The following is a 20,745-nucleotide window of genomic DNA, read 5'->3' as shown; positions in this document are numbered from 1 at the left end:
TCATATTCGCGTTTATTATGAAACATACAATTGTTGCGCATCCATCATATGCCTGTCACCTTTTCAGCAAAATGGGTAGCATACAAAAATTATAAGCGATAATCTGTCAAAAAAGAAGGGAGAGGATGTTTTTTATGTATCGGTTTGACGATGTCATCAACCGCCGCCATACCCTTTCGGTAAAATGGGATGACACAGAGCGGGTTTTTGGCGTCAAAGACGTATTGCCGATGTGGGTGGCCGATATGGACTTTCCGGCTCCTCCCGCAGTGATCGAAGCCTTGCACGAACGGATCAAACACGGCATTTTTGGCTATACCGTCATTCCTGATTCATTAAAAGAGGCTGTGCAACATTGGCTGCAAGCGCGGCATCAATGGGAGATTGACCGGTCATGGCTCGTCTTTTCAACCGGTGTCGTGCCCGCGATTGCGACGGCGATCGAGGCGTTTTCCAAGGAGGGGGATCGCGTTGTCGTATTTACTCCTGTTTATCCGCCGCTATTTCAGCTTGTCCGCCAGCATCGCCGCACGCTTGTTACCAGCCCGTTGCAGCTCAAGGAAACGCGATATGAAATCGATTGGGACGATTTAACAGAAAAGATTCAAGGAGCGAAATTGTTGCTTCTGTGCAGTCCTCATAACCCCGGGGGACGGGTATGGACAAAGGAAGAATTAGAAAAAATCGCCCAGTTATGCATGAAACACGATGTGATCGTCATCTCCGATGAAATCCATGCCGATCTCACCTTTCCGCCAAACAAACATGTGCCGTTTGCCTCCATCCATCCTGAGTTTGCCGAAAGAAGCATCACATTTATAGCGCCGACAAAAACGTTTAACCTTGCCGGACTGCAGGCAGCGGCGGTGATCATTGCCAACGAATCATTGCGGCGGCAATTCCGCAAAGTCCAGCAGCGGCAAGGGTTTTTTACGCTGAATATGTTTGCTGTCGTCGGTGCGGAGGCAGCGTACCGTCATGGAGGAGAATGGCTCGATGCACTGCTAACCTATTTGCAAGAGAATATCGATTACGTATCCTCTTATATACAGACACATTTACCAGCGCTTCGCGTCATTCGCCCGGAAGCGACATATCTCGTTTGGATCGATTGCCGGCAGCTTGGCCTAACAGAGCAGCAGCTCAAGCAACTTCTCTTAGAAAAAGGAAAAATCGCGGTAGAGTTTGGCAGTAAATTCGGCGAAGAAGGAAAAGGGTTTATACGCATGAATGTCGCCTGCCCGCGAAAGACGCTAAAAGAGGCGCTTGATCGTCTATCGGCGGCATTGCGATAATCTTTGGCAGTGTCACAACTATAAACAAATCGTGACAGACAATGCGAAAATCTCCACTTTCTATACTGCAAAAGTTTCACGAAAAAAAACGAAAAGGCTCTTCCCGTTTCTTCGGCAAGAGCCTTCTTCTATTTTTTAATTTCACCACAAGCAATTCGTCCACCAGCATCTCCAGCCGGCTGTGTCATTCCATCGTCTTTTCCTGCATGAATGACAATCGCCGTCCCGTCTTTTGTCAATAACGATCCTTTCTGTCCTTCTTTTAACGTCACATTCGGTGCCGTCAATTCGACATTAACCGTTCCATCTTCTTTGACAATAATATTAGGCAAATCGCCGGCATGCGCTCCTTCCGGATGGAGCAATCCATGTTTTTTTCCGTCCGGATTATAGTGATTCCCGGCTGATTGAAAGTCCGGTTTTTTGCAAACTCCCTTTTCATGAATATGAATCGCATGTTCCCCAGGAGGGAGCCCTTCCAAATCAAGCTTCAATTTAACCCCTTTTGCCTGCTCCACTAATTGGATCGTGCCGACAGAATCGCCATCGCTATTAATCATATCAACTTTTAAATCAGTGGCTTTCTCATTTTGACAGCCGGCAATGAATAAAATCGTTACAGCTAACAACCAACTTGCTCGTTGAAACACAAAACCCCTCCCGGCAATACGTTTTTATCTATTAGTATTGCCTAAGAGAGGGCATATTAAACATTCTGTTTTTCATCGCGGATTACATTTTTTCTCTTTAACTGTTCTTCTAATTTCTTTGCCTCTTCTTCCTGCCGTTTGGAAATTTTTATGATTACCCACATCGTTACAAACGCTGCGATCAAGAAAATACTGAATGAAATGGCAGCCGGAATATATTCACGTTTATCTTCCGGAAAGTATAGAAATAAGTTTAATATATTTGGAAGAATCATCGTTCAACAACCTTTCATCAGAGAAAATATTTCAATAGCTATTATAACATAAATAAACAAAAAAGACCGCTGTCGATGCGGCCGCTAAAGCGCGAATTTTTTTCTTAACTGGGTGAAATCAATCCGTTCCCCGATCGTCGGCGGTTTCGTTTTCGTTAAATATTTTTTATCATTTTCTACTAAACGAAAAATATTATAGGTAGTGAAAGCATCATCGAGCGCACAATGTGCTTTTCCGACCCCTTCATTTCCATACTCCTGTATCGCCTGTCGCAGTCCAGTTTGATTTTTATTGCCAAAAAACCGTTTATATTCCATTGCCAAATCGCGATGTTCTCCGCTAAATGGGAACGGCACATTCGCCGACATACAATTTTCCCGCAATACTTTCATATCCATACTGCCCCATGTCACTACCGTGCTCGGCCGTGCCTGATCGTACTTGTTTAGCAGCGCCACGAGTTCATAAAAGCTGATCCCTTGGTCAATTTGTTCTTGCGTAATATTTAAAAATGATTTGCACCGAGCGGTAAGCAGCGGGAAGCGCAGCGGTTTTACGTAGGAAGAAAACTGATCACTTACTTCGTCATTGACCACTACGACAAGACCGACTTCAATAATTTCCGGAAGAAACCCGCGCGGCTCCGTTTTCGTCTCCGGCATCGTAAATTCAAAATCGAGGAACAAATATTGTTGTACGGTCGACATATCTTTTCCCTCCTTTCTTATGCATTATCACGAATGCTCTTATTATTATTATATCATGAGGAAGCGACAGTTTATTTCTTTTTTCAGAAAATATCAAAAAAAGGGCGAAAATCAGAAAAATGGAGTATAATGGATAATTAATGGGAAAGGAGAAAAACGTGATGAAGCAGTTCGTGATATGCCTATGCGTGATGATCTTTCTAGCAGGTTGTTCCCACGCCAACGAGAAAAATACCGTCCTTACAGTAGGGGCAGCCGCTAGCATGAAAGACGTTCTTGAAGCGATTGGCAAGCAATATGAAAAAGAGCACCATGATGTCACGCTTCGCTTCACCTTTGCATCAACGGGAACGCTACAAAAACAAATTGAACAAGGGGCGCCGATCGATATATTTGTTTCGGCTGATGCCCGTACGTTTGAACAGCTGCGGCAAAACAAAATGGTTATTGCCACGCACGACCGTCCCCTCGTTTACAATGAACTTGTTTTGATCACACAAAAAAATCATTCGAGTTTGGTACATTCCTTATCTGATTTAACGAACCCGACCATTCGTTCCGTGGCGATCGGCATTCCGGAAACCGTACCAGCGGGCGCTTATGCTAAACAATGGCTTCAGTCGGCCGGATTATGGGAAAAACTACAAACAAAATATATTTTTGCTAAAGATGTCCGCCAAGTGCTGACCTATGTCGAATCGAAAAACGTCGATGGCGGAATCGTCTATCGCACCGATGCACTTGCATCGAAACACGTTCATATCGCTGCGGTTGCCCCGTCCTCGCTCAACAAGCAGATCGTCTATAAGGCAGGAGTGGTGGCGCAATCGAAACAACAAAAAGCAGCAAAACAATGGGTGGCCTACTTATATTCCAACAAAGCAGCAGCGTTCTTTCAAAAATACGGATTTATCGTTCCTATCAAGTAGCCTTTCATTTGAGAATATTGAACTTTATATAACAAAAAAGGAGACGTAGCCATGAAAGGTGATTCATAAAATTGTTACCTTTATTTTTACAGAAGAACAACTAAAAGCATACTGGGACAGGCAAAACCTGCATATTCCTTTCACTTCATTAACGAATGAGCAATATATGAAACTGGCAGAAGATATGTTGCATCATTCTTCCCACAGCCAGCTTAAGCAGCACCTGATCGGCGAAGGATGGCGCACTGAAGATGAAGCGAATGGCCTTGTGCTGGCCGAGGATGAATCCCGCGACAACATCCATGTTGAAATTGTTGATACATCTGTACCAGCCGAGCCGACGAAGAAATTGTTTATTGACCACGTGACAGAAATACAATGCCCGCACTGCTTATTTTCTTTCTATTTGCGCGACGCTCATCCACTCCGCAGTGGCTGGACATGCCCGGCATGCAGAAATGCTTTTCACACATCCAGCTAAAATCACGGAAAGGAGCATCTACCGATTATGCATCATACCGCAACTGCTGAAATATCAAATTTTCAATACTACTTTGCCATCGCTGTTTTTTTGATTACATACGCCATTATCATCTCCGAGAAAATCAACCGCGCCGTCATTGCGCTGCTTGGCGCAGCGGTAATGATTATGTTTGGCATTGTCGACTTGCATAAGGCTTTTACCCATCATATCGAATGGGGAACGATCACTCTGCTTATCGGCATGATGATTTTAGTCGGCATCACAAGTAAATCTGGTTTTTTTCAATACATGGCAATTAAAGCGGCAAAATTAGCAAAAGGGCATCCTATCCGTATTTTAGTGATGCTTTCGTTATTGACAGCCGTTTTGTCCGCTTTTCTCGATAATGTGACAACTGTGCTGCTCATTGTTCCCGTTACGTTTTCCATTACGCGCATGCTACAGGTAAATCCGGTTCCTTATTTAATTTCAGAAGTGTTATTGTCTAATATCGGGGGAACGGCGACATTAATCGGCGACCCGCCAAACATTATGATCGGCTCGGCCAATAAACATCTTGATTTTAACGCATTTTTGCTCAACTTAACGCCAATCGTGCTCCTCATTGCCGCAGTGACGGTGGCCATTTTGGCATGGATTTATCGCAAGCAGCTGAAAGCGGACGAAAAACTTATCAGCAAATTGATGAGCGTCAATGACGCCGACTATATTAAGGACGCCAAGCTGCTAAAAAAATCCGTATCGATATTGGCGTTGACGATTTTAGGCTTTATCCTTCATTCGGTCATCCATGTTGATGCCGCCGTCATCGCGATGACAGGTGCTGTCATTTTAATGTTGATCGCGGTTCCGGAGCATGAAATCGAAGACGTATTCACCTCGGTAGAATGGGTAACCATTTTCTTTTTTGCTGGTCTGTTCATCTTAGTCGGCGGACTGGTGGACATCGGCCTTATAAAAAGTTTAGCGGAAAAAGCGCTCGAAATCACCGGCGGCAATATTTCCGTCGCGGCGTATTTTATCCTTTGGCTATCGGGAATTGCCTCTGCCACGATCGATAACATTCCGTTTGTCGCCACCATGATTCCGCTGATTAAAGACATGGCTGTTGGCATGGGACTATCGCCGGATGCCGCGCAAATTGAAGTATTATGGTGGGCATTGTCACTAGGCGCCTGCCTTGGCGGAAACGGCACATTAATCGGCGCCTCTGCGAACGTCATCGTCGCTGGCATCGCTTCGCGCGAAGGACATGGATTCAGCTATATGGATTTCTTGAAAATTGGCGCGCCGTTGACGCTGATTGCCCTGCTGCTTTCCCATGCCTATTTGTTCGTTCGTTATTTGTAAAAAGAGCAGGTTAAAGGAGCGAAATCAAAAGAAATTCGCTCCTTTTTCCATTTTATACATATAGTAGTATAGAAATGATTAACAAGGAGGAGTAACCCGTGATGTTTTACCCTGCATTCCCTCCCCAATATATCGTCAGGCAATATCCGCCGGTGAATCCTGCTCTTTTTTCTAAATCGGCGGCGACCGCGCAAACATTGATGAACGACGCCAGCACGATTTTAAAAAAACTAGCGGAATCAAAATCGTTCGCAACCAGCATCATGGCAGCGGCACAGGAGGGAAAAACAAAGGAAGTCAGCCGGATGATCCAATCGCTTGGAATTAAATCGAAAGTCGATCTTTATTTTAATCCTGATGGCATCCGCTTCACTTTATCTCCCCCGCCAGGTGCGTTTGCATGCTGTCAGCTCGTTATCGGCCTTCGTTGGAATATATTTCCTCATACTTAACTCTTGGGAATATGATCGGGCGGCACCTAATGCGAAGGTGAGCCCTTTTCCTTGCTCAATCGATAGCATTACGCATTTCCATTTTCGTCAAACGGCTGCTTTTTTCCAATTTCTGCGGCATCGCGCAAATCGTATCCATCATCGTTTTTGCTTACATGAATGATATCTTCGTTTGCTCCCTTTTTGCTTGCCTGTTTGATCTCCTGTTCTTGCCCCTCAAATTTCATGCCATTTTCTCCTTTCTTTGCGACTAAAAATCATAATACTGCTTTCTTTTTATTATGCGCATGTCAGAAAAATATAGTTGACATCCCTCTTGTTGTTCGATACGATTTTGTTAACAAAAAACAAAAGGGGGTTTACATATGGAGACACAACGTCCGAAGTGGCGTGCCATTGATATTACATTGGTCGGCATGTTCGTAGCCTTGATGGCGATCGGTGCCAATATTACGTCATGGGTTCCGTTTTTAGTCATCGGCGGCGTTCCGATTACTTTGCAAACGTTTTTCTGCGTGCTCGCTGGAGCTGTTTTAGGCCGGCGGCTCGGCACCATGGCGATGATTGTGTATATGTTAGTCGGAGTGTTTGGCGCTCCGGTGTTTGCCCAGTTTGGCGGCGGCTTTGGCAGCATTGTCCGCCCGACATTCGGCTTTATTGTCTCTTTCATTGTTGCGGCGTATGTCACAGGATGGATGATTGAGCGAGGCAAAGACAATCGTTCTACTTCCCGCTTTATCGTTGCGGCGTTAGTCGGAATGGTCCTTAACTATGTCATCGGTACAAACTGGATGTATGCTGCTTATAAATTATGGGCGGCAGCGCCACAAGGTTTTTCCTACGGCATGGCATGGAGTTGGATGATGATGCCGCTTCCGAAAGACATTATTTTATCGATCGTAGCCGGAGCGATAGCACCACGGATGTATCGCGCTATCCGTAAATCCGCTTCTTATTATCAACATGTCGCTTAATCCACTTTCTATGGATGGTTCCTTCCATCATAAACAAAGCGCGCATTCCGTTTTGGACATGCGCGCTTAATCTATTTAGAAAAATAAATTTAGAATTTGATACGCAAACCCAGCGATCAAGGCTGAAACAGGCAATGTAATGATCCACGTCAACACAATGCGTCTTGCGACTCCCCATTTTACGCCTTTTACGCGCTGTGCCGCACCAACCCCCATGATCGCCGACGAGATAACATGGGTCGTACTAACCGGCAAATGAAGAAGGGTAGCCGAGAAAATGACAAGTGCAGACGATAAATCGGCAGCGGCGCCGTTGACAGGGCGGATTTTCATAATTTTGCCGCCGACCGTTTTAATAATTTTCCATCCGCCTACAGATGTGCCAAGCCCCATTGCGAGAGCGGCGGAAATCCGTACCCATTCCGGAACTTCACTCGATGTGTGATAATTAGCGGCAATCAGCGCCATCGTAATAATGCCCATCGTCTTTTGCGCATCGTTCGTTCCGTGTGTGTATGATTGCAATGCTGCCGTTACGACTTGAAACAAGCGAAATCCTTTCGTCGTACGGGTTAAGTTGGCATTTTTAAAGATGAAACGGAACATGCTCATAATGGCAAAGCCTACCGCTAACGCCAGAAATGGCGAGATAATCAATGATTCCAAAATTTTAAGAAACCCTTTATAATGCAACACATCGAACCCAGCGGCCGAAATCGCAGCTCCCGCCACCGAACCGATTAATGCATGCGAAGAACTGCTTGGAATACCATAATACCAAGTGATTAAATTCCATGCGATCGCAGCGATGAGCGCTGCTAAAATGACGATAGAACCATTTTCCAATGCAAATGGATCGACAATGTCTTTTGTGATCGTTTTCGCCACCCCGGTAAAGGTCAACGCACCGATAAAGTTCATCGACGCTGCCAAAATAATCGCTTTTCTTGGTGAAAGCGCCCGTGTGGATACCGATGTCGCAATGGCATTGGCAGTGTCATGAAATCCGTTGATAAAATCAAACGCCAATGCAAAAACAACAATCAGAACCGTAAGTACCAATACTATATCCATAAAAACGATGTCTCCTTTTATGCATTGCGCATGATGATCGTTTCAATCGTATTCGCTACATCCTCACAGCTATCGGCAATCTCTTCAAGCATTTCATACAGTTCTTTATATTGAATGATTTTCACTGGGTCTTTTTGCTCGACAAATAAATTTTTAATCGAAGCCCGCAAAATTTCATCGCACTTCGTTTCATAATCCTTAATTTTAATGGCGTGTTTCCGCATATCGATCAGCTTTTTGTTCGCAAGCAATTGGAGAGCTTGCACGATTTCAATGGTGCTTTGATAAATATTATCGAAAAACTTCACCATATGGTCATCAATTTCCGTAAACGAGAACATTTCAAAACGGGCTGAACATTGTTCTAGTCCATCGAGCACATCATCCATTTTCATCGCCAGTTGGTGAATGTCCTCACGTTCAATTGGCGTAATAAATGTTTTATTTAACTCAACAACGAGTTCATGAATATACGAGTCTCCCTTGCGCTCATACTCTTTCATCACGCGGGAGAATTCTTTTAAATCACTGACGTTGTTGATTTTATACTCTACAAAATATTGTGCCGCTTCTTTCACATTTTCCGAAATCGTAAATAATAAATCAAAGAAGACATCTTTTTTTGGAGAAAAAATCATTGTGAAAACCCCCATTGATTTTGAACTGATAGAATTGATACCGCTTGTTTTATTTTATGAACTGATGGAATTTATGCCACCTGTATTATTTTATCAATAAGTGTCGAATCCACAATAAAAGACAAAAAAAATTTACATTAAATTTACATTATCTTTACATTTCGTTAATATAGAGGTCCAAAAGACAAACCGAAGCCATACAAAGCGGCTTCGGTTTCCAATATCTTATTCAAACCTTTCTACGAACGTCGCCAGCGTGCGCACCATTACTCCCGTCGCCCCCGATGGTCCGAGATCATATTCTTTCGCTGCCACCGACGTTCCAGCAATATCAAGATGCACCCATGGTGTATCTTCGGCAAATTCACCGAGAAACGCGCCGCCCATAATCGCATGTCCTTCCCGGCCCGGCGAGTTGTTGAGATCGGCAATTTTACTGCTGCGCACGCGTTCTTTATCTTTTTCGGTAATCGGCAGACGCCAAATAAATTCTCCTGTTTCCACCGACGCTTCAAGCAGCTGTTCAAATAACGCTTCATTGTTCGTCATCGCCCCCGTCGTATGCACGCCAAGCGCGACGATCACACCACCAGTCAGCGTCGCCACATCGATTAAATAGTTGGCGCCGTGATGCTTTGCATAAGTGATGGCATCGGCTAAAATGAGGCGGCCTTCCGCGTCTGTATTTTTCACTTCGATCGTTTTTCCACTCATCGATGTAATGACGTCATCTGGTTTAAACGCTTCGCCGCTGATCATATTGTCGGTAGCCGGAATGACGGCAATAACGTTTTGTTCCGGGCGAAGTTCCCCGATAATCTCCATCGCACCAAGCACTGCGGCGGCACCAGCCATATCGGTTTTCATATCGACCATGCTTTCGCGCGGTTTAAGGGAGTATCCTCCCGTATCAAACGTCACTCCTTTTCCAACAAGGCCGATGACGTTTTCCCATTGTTCTTTTCCTTGGTACTTTAGAACAATCATTTTTGGCGGGTTTTTCGATCCTTGATTGACAGCGAGAAACGCTCCCATCCCGAGCCGTTCCATTTCTTCTTTTTCGAGAATTTCATATTCAAACTCATACTTTTTCGCTAATTCTACTGCATATTCCGCTAAGTCCGCCGCCGTCAACAAATTGCCTGGCGTATTAACGAGCGTGCGCGCCGAATTGGTTGCTTTGCCATAGACCGAACCGACAAAAAGGCTTGCTTCAATTTCAGCTGCGTCTGCTTCCGTGTAAATCGTCATCGCTTCCATCCGTTTTTCCGGTTCGTTCTTTTTTTGCTTATATCCAGGAAATTCGTAAGTAGCCAAGTAATACGCTTCCGACAGTGCGTGGGCCGCTTCATTGGCGTCGACATCATCAGTGACGAACGTGTCCAAAGCGACGGCCGCTTCCGTCCGCTTCGCTTGTTTTAATGTTTTAAACAGCTTGCCAAACGCTTCACGCAGCCCATCAAACGTCAATGCATCTTTTTTGCCTAAACCAACAAAATACAGCCGTTTTGCTCCTGTTTGATTCAATGTATGTACATGGGAAATTTGTTTTTTCTTAGCGGAAATGTCTCCTTCTTTAAACAACACAGACAGCTGCCCGCCAAGGCGGCGATCATATTCGGCAACAATGCCGTCTAGCGGCTGGTTTTTTTCAAAAACACCAATCACCAGCGCCTCATGCACCGTGTCTAGAGACAGCTGCGATTTCACCGTAAACATCGTATCATCTCCTTATTTGTATACATATTCCTTTTCATTATATCGAAATGTTACCATTATTTCGATATGCTAAAAAATACTTTTTCCTATGACAAGGAAACCGGAAAAAGCATGTGGAATGAAAAAAGAAGGAAAGACATAGGGTGTGTTCATAGCAGAAAATGGAAGGGAGAATGACGATGAGGTTAATTTCGATTTGCCCGAGCAACACGGAATTGCTTGCTTACCTAGATATGCTTGACCATTTGATCGCAATTGACAACTGCTCAGACTGGCCGTCTTCAATTACTCATTTGCCAAGGGTCGGCCCGGACTTGCATATCAATATGGAAAAAGTCGCGGCGCTGAAACCGGATTTAGTGCTTGCTTCTTTAAGCGTTCCCGGAATGGAAAGGAACATCGAGGAACTACAAAAGCGAAACATTCCCCATCTTGTTTTTGCACCAAATTCATTGGAAGATATAGCTAATGATTTGCTACGGCTTGGCGAAGCACTTGGCCAACAAGCCAAAGCAAACGAAGTCGTTCACCGTTACCGCTCTTTCATAGAGCAGTACCGGCAACTTGCAGATAGCGTCATACAGCCGGCGAGACTGTATTGGGAATGGTGGCCGAAGCCGATTTTTACTCCTGGCAGCGCCAACTGGCTCAGTGAAATAAGCCAATTGGCGGGAGGAAGCAATATTTTTGCTGACATGCCGCAGGCTAACGTGCAAACGGACTGGAGCGAAGTAGTAAAACGCAATCCTTCGCATATTTGTCTTGTTTGGGTTGGCGTGCAAACAAAGAAAATGAACAAAGAGGCGGTAAAAAAGAGACTAGAGGCCGAAAACGTCGATGCTGTCTGTGCCGACCGCATTTACGTACTCGAGGAATCACTTTATTGCCGTCCTTCCCCACGGCTTTTAGCCGGTCTTAAAAAACTGGCAGCTTTGCTGCATCCATCCGTTTTTCCGGTGGACGACGGGCAAGACCCATTGTTAACAAAATAAAGGGCGGTGCTTGCCCGCCCTTAGCTTTTCGATTGCAAATATTGCTGTCGGAACACTTGCATCGTTTTATCCTCATTGAGCCGTTTTAATTCTTCTTCCGAAAGCGTTCCATCGCCTTTTTTGACGACATACACTTGCACTTTCTTTTTCCCCCAATATTTGTATACATCCTCTACTGTATCATAATATAAGTCAATGCGATGACCTTTAATCGCTCCACCTTTGTCCGCGACGACTCCATACCCATACCCTGGAATGAACAGAATCGTGCCGATTGGAAATATATCTAAATCGGCGGCAATCGTCGAATATAAATCCCGCTTTACCCGCACGCCGGAATAGGTAATCCCATATTCCGGATGATCTGGAGTTTTCCCTGTTGACTCTACTCCCGCTGTATATCCCGTCGCGACTACCTCCACGGACGGATACTTCGACCAATCGACCGCTTCTTCTAGACGAAGCGACTGATTCACGATCTGTTCAGACGAAATTTTCGGATTTCTCCGTTTCTCGTAACGCTTCCACTGTTGATCTATCGCAACATACTGTCCATGATCCCATCTGTCGAAAAAGTGGTACCCTGTTCGATATGATGATGAAGAGTCGGAAAATTTGCTGAAAACCGTTTTAGCTTCCACTCCTGAAATCGATTGAAAGGTGGTTAGCAACGCTATGATGAACAATAATGCCATTGTGATTCTTCTTATTATATTCTTTAGAATAATCATCTCCTCACTCCTCTCACACTTCTATTTATCTCCAGAAAAAATAGAAATATTCATTGTGAGAAAAGTGAGGCAAAAAAGGCTTTCATCCTAAGATGAAAGCCTTAAAACATTTGATATCCCTTTGCCCGTAATGTGCGGATGGCAAATCCCGCGCAAAGCGCGCCGATAAATCCGCTGCTTAAAATTAAAATATCGGCCAGAGCGAGCGACAATATTTTATGTTTTAGTGCAGAGAATGAGGCCGCTGGATTTGAAAAATAACGCGTCCATGGAACATCATCAATAATAAATATAAATACAACCGGGCATAAAATCGCCATAATCCAAGTCATGCGCAATAACATATTCAGCAAAAAGCCAATGCCGAAAAATAATACAAAAAATAAAAGCATGGAAATTAGGACAACCGGCAGACTCATTTGCATCCCTGTCTCACCTCCAGTACACCTCTTTTAAGTGTACTGAATCGGCTTACGGGAGTCAATTTTTAGAAGCAGCCTGTTTTTCTTGCTTGGATCCTGTTCCTAAACAAGCGTAGCAAATTTCCGAGCCTCCTAATAGCAGTTGAACATATCCGTGCCCGTCGCAATACGGGCATGCTGTTTGTTCTGTATGTTTCATTGTTCATCCCCCATTTTCCTTATCATTTTTTGATAATATATCAAAATTTTCTGTAAAATCAAAAAGGGGATTTTCTTCATTTATCGCGATGTAAACGGATACATCGCCCGTATGCTTCTTTTTTCTCTATATTACTCAATATTTATAATTTTTAAAATATAGACGATATTTCGTATATCCAAATGGTGTCCCTGGGTTTAAGCCGTCATGAGGTGGAAAAGAAGAAAACGGCTCCAGCTCTAATAAATAACGCAACAGCCCAGAGGTATGCGGATCTTCGCGCAAGCTTTGTTTGCTTAAAAAGGCAGCGGCGAATAACTCGTTTGTTTGCACCGTAATGGTATGCGAACAAGGACGAAGCAAAAAGATCGCCATATTGTCACTCACTTCATCACGGATGACGCCGGTCCGCATCCCGAGAAAACCGATGACTTCCGCATCAATCCCTGTTTCTTCCTTGATTTCGCGAACGGCCGCCTCATCGAGCATTTCCCCTTGCTGCACGAACCCTGCCGGCAGCGACCATTTCCCCTTCAATCCTCCATATTTTTTCTTGACTACCAGCCATTCATCCGCTTCATTGACAACCAATCCCGCGGCTGCAATCCATACGTTACCACGTTTCTCTCCCATCTTTTCTCATCCCTTTTCTATTTGTTGTTTATGTTATATTTCTACACACGTGAGAATATAATCCTTTTCGCCAAAATTATTTATTTTGCTGCACATTTCTATCCATGCAAAAAGGGCAAACAGTGATGTTTGCCCTTTGAATTAGAAAAATTTAAATTTTCCTTTTTTCATAACAAGAGAAGAACCACCAATTAAATAAAGAGCACGGTTGTCGACCATTTTTTTCATAAAGCTTGCTTTTGCTCCCCACATTTTCTTGCCGAATACAACTCCGATTGCATCGTCATGGCCGAGGGAGCAGACAGTTCCTTTAATATCCGGCTTAAACGGTTGCAGTTCTCCTTGTCCGCGGATCAGCACGGCCAAGTTTTTCGCACATAGCTCACCTTGCTGCATGGCAATTTGCGCAGTCGGCGGATATGGACGATTTGTTTCTTCATTAATGACGAGAGAACAGTCACCGACAATAAAGATTTCTTCGTGTCCAGGAACGCGCAAGAACGGATCTACCTTCACGCGGCCTCGCATCGCTTCAAAACCGGATTCATCAATGACGCGGCTTCCGCGCACACCAGCCGCCCATACGACCGTACCAGCTTTAATTTCCTCGACGTCATCCCCTTTGGCGACAATAATGCCATCTGGCGTACATTCTTTAATCGCCGTACCGATTTTGAATTCAACCCCTTTACGCTCCAATTGGCTGACTGCATATTCCACCAACTCCGGATCAAAGCCAGGGAGCGCAGTCGGTGCTGCCTCGACGCAAATAATGCGGACTTTATGCGGGTCAATATCATATTCGCGGCACAATTCAGGAACACGGTTTACCAGTTCTCCTAAAAACTCAATACCGGTAAATCCAGCTCCTCCGACGACAATCGTGAGGCGTTCGTCTTTCTTTTCTTCTTCCGTATTATACGTTGCAAATTGATACTCAATATGTTCGCGGATTTGTCTTGCCGAATCGACATTAGCAATCGAAAAAGCGTATTCTTTTAATCCTTTAATGCCAAATGTTTCGGATTCAAATCCAAGTGCAACCACTAAATAGTCATACGTAAGTTCTCCGTTTTTCATCAACACTTTCTTTTCATCCGGAATTATTTTGACAACCGTGTCTTGAATGAAATTTACTTTGTTGCGATCGATGACATCGCTAATTGGGTAGCGAACACGATCATGATGCAACGTTCCAGCAGATGCTTCGTGAAGCCATGTTGTTTCGTAATGGTAGTCATTTTTGTTCACTAATGTAATGTTTGCCTCATTTGCCCCAACAAGTTTTTGCAATCGTACCGTTGTCATTAACCCACCATAACCAGCACCTAAAATTACAACATTTGCTTTTTTCAATTGAATCACTTCCACCCTTTTTAATTTTTTACCGTTTGTTTTTTTATAGCTTTTACCGCCGTGCACATTTTTATCGAACAAAGTTTGTGAAATTATTCACGTTATCCGACAAAAAAATGTCGAACAATTGTCAAAAAAAATTAACAACATGCCCAAAAACATATTAGACCTTTTTTTCAATCTTTTCAAGCGTTTTTTTACGTTTTTAAAATGGCCGCAATAACCAAAGTCTTTTATGGTATGATAGAAATGATGTATGTCATTTTATTTGTGGGGAGGAATCACCGATTATGAAAGAGGACCAAAAAGTATATGATGTCACTATTATAGGTGGCGGACCGATCGGATTGTTTGCGGCTTTTTACGGCGGATTGCGGCAAATGAGTGTCAAAATTATCGAAAGCTTGCCACAATTAGGCGGGCAGTTGGCTGCCCTTTATCCTGAAAAATACATATATGATGTCGCCGGATTTCCAAAAATTCGCGCTCAGGAACTAGTCAATCAGTTAAAAGAGCAAATGGAAATGTTCTCACCGACCGTCTGCCTTGAACAGTCGGTAGAAACGTTAGAGAAATTGGCAGACGGCACTTTTAAATTAACGACAAATAAAGAAATACATTATTCGAAAACCGTTATTATTACAGCGGGAAACGGTGCGTTTCAGCCTCGGCGCCTCGAGCTAGAAAGCGCTGCAAAATATGAGGGAAAAAATTTGCATTACTTTATTAGCGACTTACATCAATTTCAAGGAAAACGCGTGCTCGTCTGCGGCGGTGGAGATTCGGCGGTTGACTGGTCGTTGATGCTTGAGCCGATCGCGGAAAGCGTTACCATTGTCCATCGCCGCGATAAATTCCGCGCTCATGAACATAGTGTGGAATTATTAATGAAGTCAAAGGTGAATGTCAAAACTCCATTCGTCCCTGTAGAATTAATCGGTGATGAAGACGGCATTCGTCAAGTCGTATTGGAGCATGTAAAAGACGGCACAAAGGAAACGGTCGAGGTAGATGCAGTCATTGTCAACTATGGTTTTATCTCTTCGCTTGGACCGATTAAAAATTGGGGACTCGAAATTGAGAAAAACTCGATCAAAGTCAATTCAAAAATGGAAACGAATATTCCTGGTGTTTACGCAGCTGGCGACATTTGCACATATGAAGGCAAAATCAAACTGATCGCCTGCGGCTTCGGCGAAGCACCGATTGCAATCAGCAGCGCAAAAACGTATATCGATCCAACGGCAAGAATGCAGCCGGCCCATTCCACTTCATTGTTCTAGTTTTCCCAGCATGTTCGCAAATGAAAGGAAGGTGTCCCAATAGTGATCACTTTTGGGACACCTTCTTTTTTTGTAAGTATCAATATATCCCACCAACGCAATAATAAACTTGAGGTGAATAATGGTGGTTACTCTTTTTATTTCCATTTTTCTCTTTAATCTTGCTGCTTTTCTCATGAAAAAGAAATTACTTCCATATGAATATTACTCTTCCATTTTATTCGGTTTATTTGTTTCCGCACTTGTCGATCGATTTACTGATAAATATAATTGGTATTACTTTTTTGAACCTTATTTCATTGAAGGAAAAACTTTATTAGTACTTTTTGGAATATATCCTGCTGCTATTATGCTTATCATAAACTGGTATCCTTATCACGGTTCAAAAAAAGCAAAAATTTTATATTTGCTTTTTTGGTCCACCTTCTCTACCTTTTACGAATGGATCGCGCTGAAAGCAAACTTTTTGCATCATGCTAAATGGAATTTATGGTATTCCGCCATATTATATCCGTTTCTTTATGGAATGCTCATATGGCACCTCAAATTTGTTCGTTGGTTAACATCAAAATCGTGAATGTTGGGATTCGCGTAACTCGCTTTTATTCCCCAACTCCCATTTATCACAGTTATTCCCATCTTTACTTTCTGTCAAAGATATAAAAACTAAAGGTGTAAAAATCATACCTTTAGGAGGCGTTACGATTGATAAAGAAAGTGACTGGCTTTTTCGTAACTTCTGCCCTAGTAATGGGACTTGCAGCGTGTAACGCAATGGATACAGAGCGTAATGACAATCATGATAACCAAAATATGAATATTTCAGCTTCGTACACGTTAATACCAAGTAACAAATATCCTCATACAAGATCGATATTGGTCCAAGAAGCAAAGTACAAATTTGTTGAGGTGGACCCTAAACAAGCAGCTGAGTTACATGCAAGGATTCAGCAACAATTGAATCAGCTGAGAAGACAATATACACCATCACCAAATCAAACGCCAACACAACAGCAACAAACTCAACCTGAACAACAGACACCAACTCAGCAACAGCAAGCTCAAACTTCTGCAGGAATCAGTCAATATGCTCAACAAGTAATTGAATTAACGAACAGAGAAAGAGCTCGAGCAGGTCTTCCTGCTTTAAAAGTGGATGCTCAGCTAAGTGCTGTGGCTCAGAAGAAATCACAGGATATGCAACAAAACCATTATTTCTCACATACAAGTCCGACTTATGGTTCTCCGTTTGACATGATGAGGGATTTTGGTGTTACTTACAAAACAGCGGGTGAAAACATTGCTAAAGGCCAACGTACTCCACAAGAGGTTGTTACAGCTTGGATGAACAGCCCTGGTCACAGAGCAAATATTTTGAATAGACAGTTTACTCACATTGGAGTAGGTTTTGAGCAATCTGAAAATATCTGGACGCAAATGTTTGTGGGTAAATAATGAATAGATAATAAAAAGGGAGCCCAAATATTCGGCTCCCCTTTTTGAACCCATATATAATTATTCAAACCCCTTGATATATCACCGTTTAACCGTTTAGCACTGTTCCGGCGTACCCGCATTGGTCGCTGTTCTGAACGATGAGCCGCAACCGCAGGTAGCGATGGCATTGGGATTGTTAATCGTAAAGCCGCCGCCGAGCAACGATTGTTTATAGTCGATGACCGTTCCTTGCAAAATCAGGGCGCTTTCTTTATCGACGAGAATTTTAATGCCATGTTGCTCGAATTCATAATCATCTTCGTGACGTTCGTGGTCAAATCCCATTCCGTACGATAGCCCGCTGCAGCCCCCACCTTTGACGCCAACGCGAAGGTATGCACCTTCTTCTTCCTGCTCTTTCATCATATCTTTAATTTGAAACGCCGCTGCTTCTGTCAATGTAATAATATCCGACATGCATATCCCTCCTTCATTTTATTTATAGTATACTGATTTCCCCGGTGATTGCTCAATTAATAATAATATACACCTGTGCAAATCGTTTCCGCCGGTCCTGTCATCCGTACGTTTCCTTCCTCTGTCCACGTAATGATTAAATCTCCCCCAGCCAAATGGACGAGCGTTTCTTTATCTCGGGCTGTTTTTCCGTTTAAAACGGAGGCCACAACCGCAGCGCAAGCCCCTGTACCACACGCCTGTGTCACACCAGAGCCGCGTTCCCATACGCGGAAATGAAGCTCATGGTCGTTGATTACTTCCACAAACTCCACGTTGACCCCTTCCGGAAAGCGCTTATCCTTTTCGACAATCGGACCGAGCGTCGTTACCGGCGCTTTCGTAATATCATCCACGTAAAAAATGACATGTGGATTTCCCATCGAAACAGCTGTAATTTCATACCGTTGCCCACCGACTTCAAACGGTTCGGCCACTACTCGTTCCGCCTCCGGACCGGCCATCGGGATTTGGCTTCGCTTTAAACGCGGCTTCCCCATATCCACGGTCACGCTTGTCACCGCTCCATTTTCTACCGTTACGTCTGCCTTCACGAGCCCGGATAACGTTTCAATAAAAAAGGATGGTTTTTGAACGATACCATGTTCATAAACATATTTGGCAACGCAGCGCAAGCCGTTGCCGCAATTTTTTCCTTCCGAACCGTCGCTGTTGAAAATCCGCATCTTTACGGGAGCGATATCCGATGGGCAAATAAGAATCATTCCGTCCGCCCCGATTCCCGTATTTACGTTTGATACTTTCATCGCCAGCGATGACAATAGTGATTCTGGGATCGTCTCTTCAAACATATTGACATATATATAACTATTGCCCAGTCCATGCATTTTCGTAAACGAAAATTGATTCATTGCGTCCTCCTCAAAAAATTTTTTATTTATAAGTATAAAGAAAAAATAAATGGGACACAATGAGAATATCCCCCGTTTTTTCATATACACCTTAAAAGAGGATGTCGCGTGAGACATCCTCTTTTTTTGATCAGCGTTTATCGTTAAAACATCGGGTTTTCCTCTAAGTAACGGTAAATGTTTTCCACTAACTGTTCAGGAGTTTCTCCGCTGACAAACTCCCCATTTACTAAAGCGAAAAGCTTTTCTGCACACTGGGTGCAGTAGCTGAGACAGCTGTACTCGATAATATCCAAATTAGGATCTTTTTCTAATATTTCTAACGCTTTTTGCGACCCGCTTGCCAAATTGCTAATGCAAAATTCAATAATAGGCTTAATCATTGCTTTTCTCACCTTCCTACTGTCTTTCATCGTAGCGATTTTTTCCGCAAACGTCAAACGATACACCTCGTTATGGATGAGATAGCAATTTGTCAATTCTTATGACAAAATTGTTGTTATTTTGTCATAATTTCGATATACTTTTTTATGGCATTTGCGCTTGATAAAATCATCAAAGGGGATTTTCACGATGAGACATCTTGTATTGCTTGGCGGAGGATATGGAAACATGCGGATTTTACACCGCCTCCTCCCGAATCATTTACCGGAAGATGTTCATATTACCCTCGTCGACCGTATTCCATATCATTGTTTAAAAACGGAGTATTATGCACTCGCAGCAGGCACGATCAGCGACCATCACATTCGCGTTCCATTTCCGGAGCATCCACGTCTTACCTACTGTTTCGGCGAAGTTGTACACATTGATCTCGACGAACAACGTGTACAATTGAAGGACGGAAGCAATGTTTCCTATGATGATTTAGTCATTGGATTAGGTTGTGAAGATAAGTACCACGGCGTTCCAGGAGCGGAAACGTTCACTCACAGCATTCAATCGATCGAGAAGGCGCGCGCAGCCTATGAAGCGTTAAATAATCTGCCGCCTGGCGCTGTCGTCGGCATTGTCGGCGCGGGATTAAGCGGCGTCGAATTAGCGAGCGAACTTGCAGAAAGCCGGCCGGATTTACACATTAAGCTGTTTGACCGCGGCGAACGCATTTTGCCAATGTTTCCGAAACGGCTCAGCGACTATGTGGAAAGCTGGTTTGCCGAACATGATATTGAAATCGTCCGCTGTTCAAACGTGACAAAAGTGGAAGAACATACGCTGTACAACCACGATCAACCTGTTCATTGCGATGTCATCGTTTGGACGGCCGGGATTCAACCAAATCGCGTGGTCCGCGAGCTTCCGGTGGAAAAAGATAAGCAAGGGCGCATTATTTTAACAAAACAGCATCATATTCCCGAATACGAAAACGTATACGTTGTTGGCGATTGCGCAAGCTTGCCGCATTCTCCGAGCGCGCAGCTTGCTGAAGCGCAGGCTGAGCAAATCGTTCAAGTATTGCAAAGTCGCTGGAACGGGGAAGAGCCACCAAGCGAGTTTCCACCGATTAAACTAAAAGGAATTCTCGGTTCGCTCGGCAAAAAACACGGATTCGGACTGGTTGCCGACCGCCCGATTACCGGCAGAGTACCTCGGCTGCTAAAATCGGGAGTATTGTGGATGTACAAATACCATAACGGTTATTAATTCAAAACGAAGCAAAATACCTATAAAACCATTGATATATTATATCGTTGCAAAAAGGCGGAGCATGATCTCCGCCTCTTTATTTGCTATATAACTTACCTCCTTGAAACAT

The 20,745-nt window shown here is 43.7% G+C and carries 26 protein-coding genes; 11 read left to right on the top strand and 15 right to left on the bottom strand.

Annotated elements, in window-relative coordinates; translation table 11 throughout:
• The first annotated feature begins 134 nt into the window (after window positions 1–134).
• Entirely contained in the window at window positions 135–1,295 is a 1,161-nt protein-coding gene (locus AC1WMD_RS10850; RefSeq protein WP_494257173.1) for a MalY/PatB family protein, read from the top strand.
• Between the two features lie 128 nt (window positions 1,296–1,423).
• Here the strand turns inward: AC1WMD_RS10850 and AC1WMD_RS10845 are convergent, their stop codons facing one another.
• From AC1WMD_RS10845 to kapD, 3 genes are all read right to left on the bottom strand, one after another.
• Window positions 1,424–1,924 carry a superoxide dismutase family protein gene (locus tag AC1WMD_RS10845; RefSeq protein WP_494257219.1) on the bottom strand — a complete coding sequence of 167 codons (501 nt, stop codon included), beginning with the start codon at window positions 1,922–1,924 and terminating at the stop codon, window positions 1,424–1,426.
• A 77-nt stretch (window positions 1,925–2,001) separates the two neighbouring features.
• Window positions 2,002–2,220, bottom strand: a complete 219-nt coding sequence (locus tag AC1WMD_RS10840) for a hypothetical protein (RefSeq protein WP_494257172.1) — start codon at window positions 2,218–2,220, stop codon at window positions 2,002–2,004.
• Between the two features lie 84 nt (window positions 2,221–2,304).
• Window positions 2,305–2,928 (bottom strand): 3'-5' exonuclease KapD, encoded by a 624-nt coding sequence (gene kapD, locus AC1WMD_RS10835; protein WP_043905895.1) that lies wholly within the window; start codon window positions 2,926–2,928, stop codon window positions 2,305–2,307.
• Between the two features lie 161 nt (window positions 2,929–3,089).
• Between kapD and modA the strand changes: the two genes are divergently transcribed.
• From modA to AC1WMD_RS10815, 4 genes are all read left to right on the top strand, one after another.
• Window positions 3,090–3,857, top strand: coding sequence for a molybdate ABC transporter substrate-binding protein (gene modA, locus AC1WMD_RS10830; RefSeq protein ID WP_494257171.1), 768 nt, complete (start codon window positions 3,090–3,092; stop codon window positions 3,855–3,857).
• A gap of 58 nt (window positions 3,858–3,915) precedes the next feature.
• Window positions 3,916–4,338: a hypothetical protein gene (locus tag AC1WMD_RS10825; RefSeq protein WP_494257170.1), complete on the top strand. Its 423-nt coding sequence runs from the start codon at window positions 3,916–3,918 to the stop codon at window positions 4,336–4,338.
• Between the two features lie 27 nt (window positions 4,339–4,365).
• Window positions 4,366–5,691 (top strand): ArsB/NhaD family transporter, encoded by a 1,326-nt coding sequence (locus AC1WMD_RS10820; RefSeq protein WP_494257169.1) that lies wholly within the window; start codon window positions 4,366–4,368, stop codon window positions 5,689–5,691.
• Between the two features lie 101 nt (window positions 5,692–5,792).
• Entirely contained in the window at window positions 5,793–6,143 is a 351-nt protein-coding gene (locus AC1WMD_RS10815; RefSeq protein WP_494257217.1) for a YuzC family spore coat inner layer protein, read from the top strand.
• 68 nt (window positions 6,144–6,211) lie between these two features.
• Here the strand turns inward: AC1WMD_RS10815 and AC1WMD_RS10810 are convergent, their stop codons facing one another.
• On the bottom strand, window positions 6,212–6,370 hold the full coding sequence (locus AC1WMD_RS10810) for a hypothetical protein (protein WP_186003879.1): 159 nt from the start codon (window positions 6,368–6,370) through the stop codon (window positions 6,212–6,214).
• A gap of 138 nt (window positions 6,371–6,508) precedes the next feature.
• Here AC1WMD_RS10810 and AC1WMD_RS10805 point away from each other — a divergent pair, with 138 nt between their 5' ends.
• Entirely contained in the window at window positions 6,509–7,117 is a 609-nt protein-coding gene (locus AC1WMD_RS10805) for a biotin transporter BioY (RefSeq protein ID WP_494257167.1), read from the top strand.
• A 75-nt stretch (window positions 7,118–7,192) separates the two neighbouring features.
• Here the strand turns inward: AC1WMD_RS10805 and AC1WMD_RS10800 are convergent, their stop codons facing one another.
• The 3 genes from AC1WMD_RS10800 to AC1WMD_RS10790 all read right to left on the bottom strand — a co-directional run bounded on the left by AC1WMD_RS10800 (window position 7,193) and on the right by AC1WMD_RS10790 (window position 10,548).
• Entirely contained in the window at window positions 7,193–8,191 is a 999-nt protein-coding gene (locus tag AC1WMD_RS10800) for an inorganic phosphate transporter (protein ID WP_043905900.1), read from the bottom strand.
• Between the two features lie 17 nt (window positions 8,192–8,208).
• A complete protein-coding gene (locus AC1WMD_RS10795; RefSeq protein WP_043905901.1) occupies window positions 8,209–8,829 on the bottom strand; it encodes a DUF47 domain-containing protein in 621 nt (206 codons plus the stop codon).
• Between the two features lie 225 nt (window positions 8,830–9,054).
• Complete coding sequence (locus AC1WMD_RS10790) at window positions 9,055–10,548, bottom strand: leucyl aminopeptidase (protein WP_043905902.1); 1,494 nt, start codon at window positions 10,546–10,548, stop codon at window positions 9,055–9,057.
• Between the two features lie 179 nt (window positions 10,549–10,727).
• On the opposite strand from AC1WMD_RS10790, the gene AC1WMD_RS10785 reads away from it, so the two are divergent.
• Window positions 10,728–11,540, top strand: coding sequence for a cobalamin-binding protein (locus AC1WMD_RS10785; RefSeq protein WP_494257165.1), 813 nt, complete (start codon window positions 10,728–10,730; stop codon window positions 11,538–11,540).
• 20 nt (window positions 11,541–11,560) lie between these two features.
• On the opposite strand, the gene spsC is transcribed toward AC1WMD_RS10785, so the two are convergent.
• The 5 genes from spsC to AC1WMD_RS10760 all read right to left on the bottom strand — a co-directional run bounded on the left by spsC (window position 11,561) and on the right by AC1WMD_RS10760 (window position 14,890).
• Window positions 11,561–12,271 (bottom strand): stationary phase survival protein SpsC, encoded by a 711-nt coding sequence (gene spsC / locus AC1WMD_RS10780; protein ID WP_494257164.1) that lies wholly within the window; start codon window positions 12,269–12,271, stop codon window positions 11,561–11,563.
• A 101-nt stretch (window positions 12,272–12,372) separates the two neighbouring features.
• The gene (locus AC1WMD_RS10775; RefSeq protein WP_043905905.1) at window positions 12,373–12,696 is read right to left on the bottom strand and encodes a YuiB family protein; all 324 of its coding nucleotides are present in this window, start codon (window positions 12,694–12,696) and stop codon (window positions 12,373–12,375) included.
• Window positions 12,697–12,751: 55 nt separating this feature from the next.
• Complete coding sequence (locus tag AC1WMD_RS10770) at window positions 12,752–12,892, bottom strand: YuiA family protein (protein ID WP_043905906.1); 141 nt, start codon at window positions 12,890–12,892, stop codon at window positions 12,752–12,754.
• Between the two features lie 135 nt (window positions 12,893–13,027).
• Entirely contained in the window at window positions 13,028–13,525 is a 498-nt protein-coding gene (locus AC1WMD_RS10765; protein ID WP_043905907.1) for an NUDIX domain-containing protein, read from the bottom strand.
• 141 nt (window positions 13,526–13,666) lie between these two features.
• Window positions 13,667–14,890 carry an NAD(P)/FAD-dependent oxidoreductase gene (locus AC1WMD_RS10760; protein WP_043906645.1) on the bottom strand — a complete coding sequence of 408 codons (1,224 nt, stop codon included), beginning with the start codon at window positions 14,888–14,890 and terminating at the stop codon, window positions 13,667–13,669.
• A 281-nt stretch (window positions 14,891–15,171) separates the two neighbouring features.
• Here AC1WMD_RS10760 and AC1WMD_RS10755 point away from each other — a divergent pair, with 281 nt between their 5' ends.
• The 3 genes from AC1WMD_RS10755 to AC1WMD_RS10745 all read left to right on the top strand — a co-directional run bounded on the left by AC1WMD_RS10755 (window position 15,172) and on the right by AC1WMD_RS10745 (window position 17,619).
• Window positions 15,172–16,164, top strand: a complete 993-nt coding sequence (locus AC1WMD_RS10755) for an NAD(P)/FAD-dependent oxidoreductase (protein WP_043905908.1) — start codon at window positions 15,172–15,174, stop codon at window positions 16,162–16,164.
• 121 nt (window positions 16,165–16,285) lie between these two features.
• Entirely contained in the window at window positions 16,286–16,741 is a 456-nt protein-coding gene (locus AC1WMD_RS10750) for a CBO0543 family protein (RefSeq protein ID WP_494257162.1), read from the top strand.
• A gap of 128 nt (window positions 16,742–16,869) precedes the next feature.
• Window positions 16,870–17,619 (top strand): CAP domain-containing protein, encoded by a 750-nt coding sequence (locus tag AC1WMD_RS10745; RefSeq protein ID WP_494257161.1) that lies wholly within the window; start codon window positions 16,870–16,872, stop codon window positions 17,617–17,619.
• Between the two features lie 96 nt (window positions 17,620–17,715).
• Here AC1WMD_RS10745 and erpA read toward each other — a convergent pair whose 3' ends face one another.
• From erpA to AC1WMD_RS10730, 3 genes are all read right to left on the bottom strand, one after another.
• Window positions 17,716–18,078 (bottom strand): iron-sulfur cluster insertion protein ErpA, encoded by a 363-nt coding sequence (erpA, locus tag AC1WMD_RS10740; RefSeq protein ID WP_043905909.1) that lies wholly within the window; start codon window positions 18,076–18,078, stop codon window positions 17,716–17,718.
• A 56-nt stretch (window positions 18,079–18,134) separates the two neighbouring features.
• Window positions 18,135–18,989, bottom strand: a complete 855-nt coding sequence (gene dapF / locus AC1WMD_RS10735; protein WP_043905910.1) for a diaminopimelate epimerase — start codon at window positions 18,987–18,989, stop codon at window positions 18,135–18,137.
• 143 nt (window positions 18,990–19,132) lie between these two features.
• Complete coding sequence (locus tag AC1WMD_RS10730; protein WP_043905911.1) at window positions 19,133–19,372, bottom strand: YuzB family protein; 240 nt, start codon at window positions 19,370–19,372, stop codon at window positions 19,133–19,135.
• Between the two features lie 190 nt (window positions 19,373–19,562).
• Between AC1WMD_RS10730 and AC1WMD_RS10725 the strand changes: the two genes are divergently transcribed.
• On the top strand, window positions 19,563–20,633 hold the full coding sequence (locus AC1WMD_RS10725; protein WP_043905912.1) for an NAD(P)/FAD-dependent oxidoreductase: 1,071 nt from the start codon (window positions 19,563–19,565) through the stop codon (window positions 20,631–20,633).
• Window positions 20,634–20,745: the final 112 nt, after the last annotated feature.

The sequence above is a fragment of the Parageobacillus sp. NEAU-HV-2 genome (genome assembly GCF_059115485.1).
This window is presented reverse-complemented; position numbering and strand designations above follow the sequence as displayed.

Excerpts from the sequence above, each read along its gene's own strand:
- kapD (WP_043905895.1), bottom strand. The coding sequence starts at position 2,928 with ATGTCGACCGTACAACAATATTTGTTCCTCGATTTTGAATTTACGATG.
- AC1WMD_RS10810 (WP_186003879.1), bottom strand. The coding sequence starts at position 6,370 with ATGAAATTTGAGGGGCAAGAACAGGAGATCAAACAGGCAAGCAAAAAG.
- AC1WMD_RS10800 (WP_043905900.1), bottom strand. The coding sequence starts at position 8,191 with ATGGATATAGTATTGGTACTTACGGTTCTGATTGTTGTTTTTGCATTG.
- AC1WMD_RS10755 (WP_043905908.1), top strand. The coding sequence starts at position 15,172 with ATGAAAGAGGACCAAAAAGTATATGATGTCACTATTATAGGTGGCGGA.
- AC1WMD_RS10815 (WP_494257217.1), top strand. The coding sequence starts at position 5,793 with ATGTTTTACCCTGCATTCCCTCCCCAATATATCGTCAGGCAATATCCG.
- AC1WMD_RS10795 (WP_043905901.1), bottom strand. The coding sequence starts at position 8,829 with ATGATTTTTTCTCCAAAAAAAGATGTCTTCTTTGATTTATTATTTACG.
- AC1WMD_RS10730 (WP_043905911.1), bottom strand. The coding sequence starts at position 19,372 with ATGATTAAGCCTATTATTGAATTTTGCATTAGCAATTTGGCAAGCGGG.
- AC1WMD_RS10850 (WP_494257173.1), top strand. The coding sequence starts at position 135 with ATGTATCGGTTTGACGATGTCATCAACCGCCGCCATACCCTTTCGGTA.
- AC1WMD_RS10750 (WP_494257162.1), top strand. The coding sequence starts at position 16,286 with ATGGTGGTTACTCTTTTTATTTCCATTTTTCTCTTTAATCTTGCTGCT.
- AC1WMD_RS10805 (WP_494257167.1), top strand. The coding sequence starts at position 6,509 with ATGGAGACACAACGTCCGAAGTGGCGTGCCATTGATATTACATTGGTC.
- AC1WMD_RS10765 (WP_043905907.1), bottom strand. The coding sequence starts at position 13,525 with ATGGGAGAGAAACGTGGTAACGTATGGATTGCAGCCGCGGGATTGGTT.
- AC1WMD_RS10725 (WP_043905912.1), top strand. The coding sequence starts at position 19,563 with ATGAGACATCTTGTATTGCTTGGCGGAGGATATGGAAACATGCGGATT.
- AC1WMD_RS10785 (WP_494257165.1), top strand. The coding sequence starts at position 10,728 with ATGAGGTTAATTTCGATTTGCCCGAGCAACACGGAATTGCTTGCTTAC.
- AC1WMD_RS10790 (WP_043905902.1), bottom strand. The coding sequence starts at position 10,548 with ATGTTTACGGTGAAATCGCAGCTGTCTCTAGACACGGTGCATGAGGCG.
- AC1WMD_RS10770 (WP_043905906.1), bottom strand. The coding sequence starts at position 12,892 with ATGAAACATACAGAACAAACAGCATGCCCGTATTGCGACGGGCACGGA.
- AC1WMD_RS10775 (WP_043905905.1), bottom strand. The coding sequence starts at position 12,696 with ATGCAAATGAGTCTGCCGGTTGTCCTAATTTCCATGCTTTTATTTTTT.
- dapF (WP_043905910.1), bottom strand. The coding sequence starts at position 18,989 with ATGAATCAATTTTCGTTTACGAAAATGCATGGACTGGGCAATAGTTAT.
- AC1WMD_RS10820 (WP_494257169.1), top strand. The coding sequence starts at position 4,366 with ATGCATCATACCGCAACTGCTGAAATATCAAATTTTCAATACTACTTT.
- modA (WP_494257171.1), top strand. The coding sequence starts at position 3,090 with ATGAAGCAGTTCGTGATATGCCTATGCGTGATGATCTTTCTAGCAGGT.
- spsC (WP_494257164.1), bottom strand. The coding sequence starts at position 12,271 with ATGATTATTCTAAAGAATATAATAAGAAGAATCACAATGGCATTATTG.
- erpA (WP_043905909.1), bottom strand. The coding sequence starts at position 18,078 with ATGTCGGATATTATTACATTGACAGAAGCAGCGGCGTTTCAAATTAAA.
- AC1WMD_RS10840 (WP_494257172.1), bottom strand. The coding sequence starts at position 2,220 with ATGATTCTTCCAAATATATTAAACTTATTTCTATACTTTCCGGAAGAT.